General features: G+C 74.0%; 1 protein-coding gene. It reads right to left on the bottom strand.

Translation table 11 applies throughout. From position 1 onward, the window contains the following. On the bottom strand, positions 1 to 12,076 hold a 12,076-nt coding region (locus tag VH969_RS02960), incomplete at its 3' end, for a non-ribosomal peptide synthetase (protein ID WP_331969924.1). Positions 12,077 to 12,081 lie beyond the last annotated feature (5 nt).

Raw genomic sequence — 12,081 nt, 5'->3', positions numbered from 1 at the left:
ACGACTGCGCGCCGATGTGGTGGTAGCCGACCAGCACACCGAACAGCGGGTTGCGCGCGGCCGAGCGAGGCGGGTTGAGCCGCTCGACGACCTGCTCGAACGGGACGTCCGCGTGCGAGAACGCCGCCAGGTCGACCTCCTTCACGGACGCGACGTGGTCGGCGAACGACGCCGCGCCCGACACCGGCGTGCGCAGCACCAGGGTGTTGACGAAGAACCCGACCAGCTCGTCGAGCGCCTCGTCCGTCCGCCCGGCGACCGGTGAGCCGATCGGGACGTCCTCGCCGGCACCGAGCCTCGTGAGCAGCGCGGCGAGCGCGGCCTGCAGCGTCATGAACAGGGTGACCTGATTGGCGCGGGCCAGCTCGACCAGGCGGTTGCGCAGTTCGCCGTCCAGGCGCAGGGACACGACGTCACCCCGGTTGCCCGCGACGGCGGGGCGGGGCCGGTCGGTCGGCAATGCGAGCTCCTCGGGCAGGTCGGCGAGGGTCTCGCGCCAGAACGCCACCTGGCGGGCGGCCAGGCTCGCCGGGTCCGTCTCGTCGCCGAGCAGGTCGTGCTGCCACAGCGTGTAATCCGCGTACTGCACCGGCAGGTCCGTCCACTCGGGATTCGTGCGGTCCCTGCGGGCGGTGTAGGCGGTGGACAGGTCGGTGAGCAGCGGGCCGAGCGACCAGCCGTCGCTGGCGATGTGGTGCAGCAGGATCAGCAGCACGTTGTCGTCCGGGGCCAGCTCGAACACCGTGACGGCCAGCGGCGGCCGGTCGGTCCGGGACAGGTCGTGCGGCTGGGCGACCGCGGCGGCGAGTGCCCCGGCCAGGTCCTCCTCCGCGCAGCTCACCACCGTCGGCTCGATCCGCGCGTCGACGAGCCGCTGGTGCGGCTGTCCGTCGACGACCGGGAACACCGTCCGCAGCGCCTCGTGCCGGTCGACGACGTCGCCGAGCGCCTCGGTCAGCGCGGCGAGGTCGAGCTCCCCGCGCAGGCGCAGCGCCAGCGGCGCGTTGTAGGTCGCGCTGGGGCCGTCGAGCCGGTCGAGGAACCACAGGCGCTGCTGGGCGAACGACAGCGGCACGGTCTCGGGCCGCTCGGCCGGCCGCAGCGCCGGCCGGGCGGCGTCCACGTCGGCGATCCGCTCGCTGATGCCCGCGACCGTCGGCCACTGGAACAACCTCTGGATGGGCACCTCGACGCCCAGCGCCGCACGCACCTTGCTGATCAGCCGGGTCGCCAGCAGGGAGTGGCCGCCCAGCAGGAAGAAGTCGTCGTCGATGCCGACCTCGGGCAGGCCGAGCAGTTCCGCGAACAGCCCGCAGAGGATCTCCTCGCGCGGGTTGCGCGGGCCGCGGCCCGCGAGGTCAGGACCGAGGTCGGGGGCGGGCAGGGCTCGCCGGTCGAGCTTGCCGTTGGGGGTGAGCGGCAGGGCGGTCAGCTCCACGATCGACGAGGGCACCAGGTACTGCGGCAGCCGGTCCTCGGCGTACCGGCGCAGCGCGGCGGCCACGTCGTTCGCGCCGCGGGCGGGCACGACGTAGGCCACGAGCCGCATGTCACCGGGGCGGTCCTCACGGACGATCGCCGCCACCTGCGCCGCGGCCGGGTGTGCGGACAGCACGGTCGCCACCTCGCCGGGCTCGACCCGGAAGCCGCGGATCTTGACCTGGTCGTCGGCGCGGCCCAGGAAGTCCAGCACGCCGTCGGCGCGCCACCGCACCAGGTCGCCGGTGCGGTACATCCGCTCACCAGGCCCGCCGTAGGGGTTGGCGACGAACCGCTCCGCGGACAGCGCGGGCCGGCCGACGTAGCCCTTGGCGAGGCCGACACCCGCCACGTACAGCTCACCGGGCACGCCGGGCGGGACCAGCCGCAGCGCGTCGTCGAGCACGTAGGCGCGCTTGTTGGCGACCGGTCCGCCGATCGGCACCGACGACAGCGGCGCCACCTCGGCCCCGGCTCGGTGTGCCGTGGTGAGGCCCATGCTCTCGGCCGGACCGTACCCGTTGACGACTCCCAGGCCCGGGTGGCGCCGGGACACCTCTTCGACGTGTGTCACGGAAGCGGACTCCCCTGCGGTAATCGCCCAGCGAAGCCCCCGGAAGACCGCGGGGTGCTCGTCGAGCATGTGGTTGAACAGACTGGCCGACATCTGGAGCATGGTGACCCCGTGCCGGGCGGTGAGCTCGGCGATCAGCGCGGGCTCCGGCCGCTGACCGGGGTGCAGCACGCAGGTCGCGCCGAACAGCAGCGCGCCGAACAGCTCGAGCGCGAAGGCATCCCAGGACACCGGCGCGCACTGGAGGAACACCTCGTCCGGGCCGAAGTCCACATAGGACTGCCCGGTGAACGTCCCGGTCAGCGCACGGTGCGGGGCGGCGACGCCCTTGGGGCCGCCGGTCGAGCCCGAGGTGAACATGACGCACGCCAGCGCGTCCGGGCCGACCGGCACCCCGGGGCCGGTCTCGGCCGTCCCGGCGACGTCGGCGGCGACCACGGTCCGCACCCCGGGCAACAGGCCGGCCCGGTCAGACGTGGTGACCACGACCGGCGCCGCTGTCCGCTCGACGGCTGCCCGCAGCCGCCGTGCCGGGAAGTCCGGGTCGAGCAATGTGTACGCGGCACCCGCCTTGAGGACCGCGAGGAGCGCGGCGACCAGTTCGAACCCGCGGTCGAGGTGGATACCGACGACAACCCCCGGCCGGACGCCGAGCGCCACCAGGTGGCGGGCGAGCCGGTTGGCGCGGCCGTCCAGCTCCCGGTAGGTCCTCCACTCGTCGCCGAGCACCAGCGCGACGGTGTCCGGGGTGCGAGCGGCCTGCTCGGCGAACAGCTCGTGCACGCACCGATGCAGCGGCGCGTCGGTCGCGGTGTCGTTCCACTCCAGCAAGATCCCGTGCCGCTCATCGTCGCTGAGCAGGTCGACGGCACCGATGCGGACGTCCTGGTCGGTGAGGACGGCGTCGAGCAGCCGCACGAGGCGCGCGACGAACGACTCGGCGGTGGCGCGCTCGAACAGGCTCGTGGCGTAGCAGAGCGAGCCGCCGGCCCCGCCGATGGTCAGGGTGAGGTCGAACTTGGCGGCCGGCACCTCGATCGGCTCGACGGCGCTGTCGAGCCCGGGCAGGCGCGGACAGGCGGGCTCGTCGCCGTCGACGACCAGCACCACCTGGAACAGCGGGTGCCACGACAGCGACCGCGCCGGGTTCACCGCCTCCACCACGCGCTCGAAGGGCACGTCCTGGTTGGCGAACGCGGCCAGATCGCGTTCCCGGACCCGCGCAAGCAACTCGCCGAACGTCGGATCGGCCGAGGTGTCGGTGCGCAGCACCAGCGTGTTGACGAAGAACCCGACCAAGTCGTCGAGGGCGCGGTCGCCGCGGCCGGCGACCGGGGCGCCGATCGGGATGTCGGTGCCGGCACCGGCCCTGCTCAGCGCCGCGGCGAGTACCGCATGCCAGACCATGAACACCGTGACCTGGTGGGCGCGAGCGACTTCGGCGAGCCGGGCGGTGAGGCCGGCGGGCAGGGTGAACCCGACGATGTCGCCGTCGGACGCGGCCAGCGCCGGACGGGCGCGGTCGGTCGGCAGCACCGGGGAGTCCGGCAGGCCGGCGAGCTCTGCCCGCCAGAAATCGAGCTGGCCGGTCGCGATGTCCGTCGGCTCGTCCTCCGTGCCGAGCAGCTCGCGCTGCCACCGCGCATAGTCCGCGTACCGCACCGGCAGTTCCGTCCACTCCGGACCGGCATCGGCCAGGCGGCTGGCGTAGGCGGTGGCGAGGTCACCGACGAGCGGTGCCACCGACCAGCCGTCGCAGGCGATGTGGTGCAGCACGAGCAGCAACACCGCCTCGTCCGGTCCGAGCACGAACACCGACACCCGCAGCGGGACCTCCGTGGCGAGGTCGAACACGTGCCCGATCGCGCGATCGCGGGCGGTCGGGTACTCCCGCGGCGTGCAGTGGAACACCTCGACCACGGCCCGCGGCTCCACCAGCCGCGGCCGGGGACGGCCGCCGACCGCGGGATACACCGTGCGCAAGACGTCGTGGCGCGCCATCAGGTCGGACACCGCCCGGTAGAGCGCAGCCTCGTCGAGCGTGCCGCGCAAGCGGTAGGCCAGCGGGACGTTGTAGGCGGCGGCGCGCTCGACCTCGCCCAGAAACCACATGCGCTGCTGGGCGAAGGAGACCGTGAGCTCGCCGTCGCCACCGTCGCCTTCGTGGCCGCGCCGGACCGTGGGCCGGGCCGCCGCGAGGAGCCGACGGGCGATCGACGCCGGTGTCGGGGTCTGGAACAGGGTACGGATGTCGACCTCGGCCGACAGGGCGGACCGGATGCGGCCGAGCAGCCGGGCGGCGAGCAGCGAGTGCCCGCCGAGGGCGAAGAAGTCGTCGTCCGGGCCCACCGCGGGCAGGCCGAGCACGTCGGCGAAGAGCCCGCAGAGGATCTCCTCGGTCGGCGTGCACGCCCGCCGCCCGGCGGTCAGCACCTCCGGCACAGGCAGTGCGGACCGGTCGAGCTTGCCGTTGCCGGTGATCGGCAGCGCGTCGAGCGGCACGATCGCCGACGGGACAAGGTGATCGGGCAGCAGGTCGCGGAGGTGGTCGCGCATCGCGGCCGGAGTGACCCCGCCGCCCGTGACGACGTAGGCCACGAGCCGCTTGTCGCCCGGCACGTCCGCACGGACCACGACCGCCGCCTGGCGGGCGTCGGGGTGGCGCAGCAACGCCGCCTGCACCTCGGCGGGCTCGACCCGGAACCCGCGGATCTTGACCTGGTCGTCGGTCCGGCCGAGGTATTCGAGCACCCCGTCGGCACGCCAGCGCACCAGGTCGCCGGTGCGGTACAGCCGCTCCCCCGCGCCGAATGGGCTCGCCACGAACCGCTGGGCCGTCAGGCCCGCCTCGCCCGCGTAGCCGTGCGCGGTCCCGACTCCTGACATGTACAGCTCGCCGGGGACGCCGACCGGCACCATGGCGAGCCGCTCGTCCAGGACGTGGCAGCCCTTGCCCGCGATCGGGGCACCGACCGGGATCGAGCCGCGCTCGACGTCGGCGAGCCGCATCCGGTGGGTGACGGTGAAGATCGTGCACTCGGCCGGGGCGTAGCCGTTGACGAGGCGCAGCCCGGGGCGCCTGTCGAGCAGCCGGCCGACGTGCGCGACCGAGGCGGCCTCGCCACCGGTCATCACCTGCCGGACCGCGTCGAAGGTCTCCGGGTGCTCGTCGACCAGGTAGTTCAGCAGGCTCGCCGACACATGCAGCGTAGTGACGCCGTGCGCGGCGACCAGGTCGGCGATCGTCTCCGGTCGCGGGCTGCCGCCGGGGTGCAGCACGCACGTCCCGCCGGAGAGCAGCGGGCCGAACAGCTCCAGCGCGAAGGCGTCCCAGGAGACGGGCGAGCACTGCAACCACACCGCGTCGTCCGCGAAGTCCACGTAGGACTGACCGGTCAGGGTTCCTGCCAGCGCCCGGTGCGGGGTGAGGATCCCCTTGGGTCTGCCGGTCGACCCGGAGGTGAACATCACGCACGCGACGTCCTCCGACGAGCCGGGGACGACGAGCGGGCCGGGGTCGCCGTCGATGGCGACCCGCACGGCGCGGACGCCGGGAAGCTCGGCGTCGGTGACCGCCAGCCGCACCCCGGCCGCCTCGATCGCGGCGCTGAGCCGCGCAGGCGGGAACTCGGGGTCGAGCATCGTGTAGGCGGCCCCCGCCTTCAGCACGGCGAGCACGGCGACGACCATGTCCACGCCGCGGTCGAGGTGCACGCCGATGACTGTCCCCGGCTCGGCGCCCGCGGCGACCAGCGCGCGAGCCGTGCGGTTGGCCCGCGCGTCCAGCTCGCCGTAGCCGACGCGGTCCTCGCCCGCGATGACGGCGAGCGCGCCGGGGCGCCGCGCGGCCTGCCGCTCGAACAGCTCGTGCACCCGGGTGTCGGACGGGGCCCGCGAGGCTGCGTCGTTCCAGCTGGCGAACAGCCGCCGCTCCGCCTCGCCGGTCAGGTCGACGGCGCCGATCGGGGTGTCTGGCTCCGCGGTCACCCGGTCGAGCAGGCGCACGAGCCTGCTCCCGAGCCGCTCGACGGTGCCGGGTTCGAACAGGGCGGCGGGGAACTCCAGCACGCCGCTGATGCCGTCGTCGCCCTCCCGGACCTCGAGCAGCAGGTCGAACTTGGCCGTTCCCGTGCGGATCGGCTCCGGCCGGACCGGCGCGTCACCGAGGCGCAGGTCGGTCACCGCGTTGCTCTGCAGGACGAGCATCACCTGGAATAGCGGGTGCCACGCGGGCGAGCGGCCGGGGTTGACCGCGTCGACGACCCGCTCGAACGGCACGTCCTGGTTGGCGAACGCGGCGAGATCGCGCCCCCGGACGCGGGCCAGCAGCTCGCGGAAGTTCGGGTCGCCCGAGGTGTCGGTGCGCAACACGAGGGTGTTGACGAAGAAGCCGACCAGGTCGTCGAGCGCCTCGTCGGTCCGGCCCGCGACGGGAGTGCCGATCGGGATGTCGGTGCCCGCGCCGTGCCGGGTCAGCACTGCCGCCAGGGCGGCCTGCAGCACCATGAAGACCGTTACCTGTTCGGTGCGGGCCAGGGCGCGCAGCCTGGCGTGCACGTCGGCCGGGACGGTGAACGGGACCGACGCACCGGCCGGGTCGAATACCGCGGGCCGCGGCCGCTCGGTGGGCAGCGCCTCCGGGAGCCCGGCGAGCTCCGCCCGCCAGAACGCCAGCTGTGCCGCGGCGAGGCTCTCCTGGTCGTCCTCGGCGCCCAGCAGGTCGCGGTGCCAGACCGCGTAGTCGGCGTAGGCGACCGGCAGCTCCGTCCACCGTGGAGCATCGCCGGCGAGCCGGGCGGCGTAGGCGGTGGCGAGGTCGCGCAGCAGCGGGCGCATCGACCAGCCGTCGCAGGCGATGTGGTGCAGCACGAGCAGGACCACGTGCCGGTCGGCTGACTCGCGGTGGACGACGACCCGCAGCGGCGGCTCGGCCGCCAGGTCGAACCGGTGCCGCGCCGCCGCGATGAGACCGTCGGCGACATCGACGACCGCGACGTCCGGGACGGCGTCGGTGACCACCTGGTGCGGGACGCCGTCGGCGACCGGGAGAACGGTGCGCAGCACCTCGTGGCGGTGCGCGAGGTCGGCTACGGCCGCCGACAGCGCGTCGAGGTCGAGGGGACCGTCGACGTGCAGGGCCTGCGGCGCGTTGTAGGTCTCGCCCGCCCCGCCCGCCTGGTGGGTGAACCAGAGCCGGTGTTGGGCAGACGACAGCGGGACGTGCGCCGCCCGCGCCGTGCGGACCAGTGCGGCGCGGGCCGCGGTGGCGGTGTCGAGCCGCTCGGCGAGCCCGGCGACGGTCGGCGCGGCGAACAGGTCGGCGATCGCCAGCTCCACGCCCAGTGCGGTGCGTGCCCTGCTCACCACCCTGGTGGCGAGCAGGGAGTGCCCTCCCAGGGCGAAGAAGTCGTCGTCGATCGTGATTTCGGCGAGGCCGAGCACCTCGGCGAACAGTCCACAGAGGATCTCCTCGCGGGGGTCGCGCGGGGCGCGGCCGGCCGCGTCGGCGACGTGGTCCGGGGCGGGCAACGCCGCCCGGTCGAGCTTGCCGTTCGGGGTGCGCGGCAGCTCGTCCAGCAGGACGAAGACCGGCACCATGTGCGCCGGCAGCCGGTCGGCGGTGTGCCGGCGCAGGTCGGCGGGGACCACCGGCCGGGCGGGAACCACGTAGGCGACCAGCTGCTGGTCGAGCGCCAGCACCGCGACCTGGGCGACGTCGGCGTGTTCGTTGACCGCGGCGGCCACCTCGGCGGGCTCGACCCGGAAGCCGCGGATCTTCACCTGGTGGTCGATGCGGCCGAGGTAATCGAGCACGCCCGCGCGGTCGCGGCGGCCGAGGTCCCCGGTCCGGTACATCCGGGTGCCGGGCGGCCCGTACGGGTCGGCCACGAACCGCTCGGCGGTCAGGTCGGAGCGGCCGAGGTAGCCGTCGGCGATGCCGATCCCGGCGAGGTAGATCTCCCCCACCACGCCGGGGGGCACCAAGCCGAGCCGAGCGTCGAGGACGTGTGCGCGCTTGTTGGTGAGCGGGAGTCCGATGGGGACGGACGGCGCCGCCGGGTCGGTGGTGTCGTCCACTTGGTACCAGGTGGTGAACCCCATGCTCTCGGCCGGGCCGTAGCCGTTCACCACCCGCATGCCGGGGTCGCGGCGGTGCGCCTCGACCACGTGCGTCGGCGACGCGGCCTCGCCGCTGGTGAACGCCTGCCGCACCCCGGCGAAGGCCTGTGGGTAGTGGTCGACCAGGTGGTTGAACAGGCTCGCGGAGGCCTGCAGCATGGTCACCCCGTGCCGGGTGACCAGGTCGGCGATCAGGTCGGGGTCCGGCAGCCCGTCGGGGTGCAGAACGCACAGGCCGCCGTGCAGCAGCGCGCCGAACAGTTCCAGCGCGAAGGCGTCCCACGACACCGGGGCGCACTGCAGGAATACCTCGTCCGGCCCGAAGGTGCCGTAGAGCTGGGCGAAGTAGGTGCCGACCAGCACCTTGTGGGAGGAGGTGACGCCCTTGGGCACACCGGTCGACCCGGAGGTGAACATGACGCAGGCCCACGCCCTCGGGTCCGTCCGCGCGGGCAGCTCGTGACGCGGCTGCGCGTCCTCGACGCACAGCACCTCGCCGGTCAGCCGGGACGCGAGGGCGCGGTTGGTGACCACCAGTGGCAGCGGGATCGCGTTGAGCCGGGCGTCCGGGAAGGCCGGGTCGAGCAGCGTGTAGGCCGCTCCCGCCTTCAGCACGGCCAGCAGCGCCACCACCTGGTCGATGCCGCGCTCCAGGAACACGCCGACGACCTCGTCGCGCACGTCCAGCGCCCTGGCGAGCCGGTCGGCCCGCGCTTCCAGCTCGCCGTAGGTGAGCGCGCCGGTCGCGTCGACCACCGCGGGTGCGTCCGGGTTGGCTCTGGCCTGCTCGGCGACGAGCTCGTGCAGCGTGCGGTCGGGGACGTCGGCCGCGGTCTCGTTGGTGGCGAGGATCAGGGCGCGCTCGCCGGCGGTGAGCAGGTCCACCGCGCCGATCGGCGTGTCCGGGTCGGCGGCTAGCAGGCGGACCAGCCGGTCGGCCATGGCGGCGACGGTCTCGGCGTCGAACAGGTCGGTGGCGTACTCCAGCACGCCGTCGATCCCGTCCGCCCGTTCGGTGACGTCCACGGTCAGGTCGAACTTCGTCCACCCCGGTCGGACGGGTGCGCTGTCGTCCTCGTTGTTCTGCAGGACCAGCATCACCTGGAACAGCGGGTGGCGCGCCCCGCGCGGCGGGTTCACCGCCTCGACGACCTGATCGAACGGCACGTCCTGGTGGGCGAAGGCCCGCAGGTCGGTCTCGCGGACCCGGCCGAGCAGCTCGCGCAGCGACGGGTCGCCCGCGGTGTCCACCCGCAGGGTCACGGTGTTGACGAAGAACCCGACCAGATCGGCGAGCGCCTCGTCGGTCCGGCCCGCGACCACCGAGCCGATCGGGACGTCCGTGCCGGCACCGAGCCTGCTGAGCAGCGCGGCCAGCGCCGCGTGCAGCACCATGAACGTCGTCGTCCTGGTCTGCCCGGCGAGTTCGGCGACGCGCGCGGTCGCCTCGGCGTCGAGCCGGAAGCCGACGGTGGCGCCGCGGAACGTCGGGGTGGCGGGCCGAGGGCGGTCGGTCGGCAGCGGGACCTCGGCGGGCACCCCGGCGAGCTCCGCGCGCCAGAAGTCCAGCTGCTCCGCGTGCGGCAGCTCGCGGTGCCACAGGGCGTAGTCGACGTAGCCGACCGGCAGGTCCGGCCACACCGGCGCGGCACCGCGCCGGCGGGCATCGTAGGCGGTGGTGAGGTCGTGCAAAAGCGGGCGCATCGACCAGCCGTCGCAGGCGATGTGGTGCACGACGAGCAGTACGAGGTGCTCGCCTCCGGTGTCGAACACGCTCAGCCGCAGCGGCAGCTCCCTCTCGAGGTCGAAGACCCGCTCGACCTCGGCATAGATCGCCGCGTCGACCGCGTCGATCTCGGCATGGACCGCCGCGTCGGCACCGGGCGTCTCGACCACGCGCACCGGCGGGCGGGCGATGTCGCGGTCCACGATCTGCTGTACCGGCTCGCCCGCCAACGCGGGGAAGATCGTGCGCAGCGGTTCGTGGCGATGGGTCAGGTCCATCGCCGCGGCCCGCAGCGCGGCGGGGTCCGCGGGGCCGGTGAAGCGCATCAACCGGGCGATATTGTGCTTGGCGCGGCCGCTCTCGAGGTGGTCGACGAACCACAACCGGTGCTGGGCGTGCGACAGGGGCGGCAGCGCCGGGCGCGGACGGGCGGTCAGCGGCGGTCGCGTCGACCCGGTCACCAGCACCGGCGCGAGCGCGGCGACAGTCGGCCGGTCGAGCAGCGTCCGCAGGTCAAGTTCCAGCCCGAGCGCGGTGCGGACCTTGCCGATCAGCCGGGCGGCCAGCAACGAGTGACCGCCGAGTGCGAAGAAGTCGTCGTCGATGCCGACCGGGCCGGTCCCGAGCACGTCGGCGAACAGCTCGCACAGCGCCGCCTCGCGTGGAGTGCGCGGTGCGACACCGGTCGTCCGGGGCGCGGGCAGCGCCGCCTTGTCGAGCTTGCCGTTCGGGGTGACCGGCAGCGCGTCCACCCCGACGAAGGCCGACGGCACCATGTGATCGGGCAGCAGATCGCGCGCGTGCGCCCGGAGGCCGTCCACCTCCCCCACCACGTAGGCGACCAGGCGCTTGGCGCCCGGCACGTCCTCGCGGACCACCACGGCGGCCTGCCGCACCCCGGGGTGGCGCAGGAGGGCCGCCTGCACCTCGGCCGGCTCGATCCGGAAGCCGCGGATCTTGACCTGGTCGTCGGCGCGGCCGAGGAACTCCAGCGCCCCGTCGGGTCGCCACCGCACCAGATCTCCGGTGCGGTACATCCGCTCACCGGGCTTGAAGACGTTGGCCACGAACCGTTCCGCGGTCAGTGACGGCTGGCCGGCGTAGCCGTGCGCGAGACCGCCACCGGCCATGTACAGCTCACCGCTGGTCACCGGGTTCAGCGCGTCGTCGAGCACGTGCAGGCGCTTGCCCGCCAGCGCCCGTCCGACCGGGATGGTGGGGTGCTCGAGGTCGGCGGCGGTCACGGTGTGCGTCGCGGTGAAGATCGTGCTCTCCGCCGGGGAGTACCCGTTGACCAGCACCACGTCCGGCCGCAGCCGCAGCAGCCGCTCGACGTGCACGACCGACGCCGCCTCGCCGCCGGTCATCACCTGGCGGATCGCGGCGAAGACCGACGGGTGCTCGTCGACCAGGTAGTTGAGCAGACTCGCCGAGACGTGCAGCGTGGTTACGCCGTGCCTGGCCACCAGGTCGGCGATCACCTCCGGTGCCGGGCTGCCACCCGGGTGCAGCACGCAGACCGCGCCGGACAGCAGCGGGCCGAACAGCTCCAGGGCGAAGGCGTCCCACGACACCGGGGCGCACTGCAGCCACACCTCGGCGGGGTCGAAGTCCACGTAGGACTGTCCGAGCAGGGTGTCGACGATGGCGCCGTGCGGGGTGACGATCCCCTTGGGGCGGCCGGACGACCCCGACGTGAACATCACGCACGCCGGGTCGCCAGGACCGACCGGCACCGGCGGCACGGCCGGGTCCTCGGCCGTCACCGGCACCGCGGTCACGCCGGGGAACAGCGACCCGTTCCCGGTCACCACCACCGACGCGCCCGCCTGGGCCAGCACCGCCCGCAGCCGCGCCGCGGGGAAGGCCGGGTCGAGCATGGTGTACGCGGCGCCCGCCTTGAGCACGGCGAGCACCGCCACCACCATGTCGATCCCGCGGTCGAGGTGCACCCCGACGACGTCGCCCCGGCCCACACCTCGGGTGACGAGCCCACCGGCCAGGGTCGTCGCGCGGCGGTCCAGTCGGCCGTAGGTCAACCGGTCGTCCCCGGACACCACCGCGGTGGCGTCCGGCGCGAGCCGCGCCTGGCCCTCGAACATCTGATGCAGGCACATGCGCGCCGGGCCCGCCCCCGGGCCGGCGAGCTCACGCTCCCGCTGCTGCGACTGGGTCACCGTCA

The organism is Actinophytocola sp., assembly GCF_036555685.1.
GTDB lineage: Bacteria > Actinomycetota > Actinomycetes > Mycobacteriales > Pseudonocardiaceae > Actinophytocola.
This window is presented reverse-complemented; position numbering and strand designations above follow the sequence as displayed.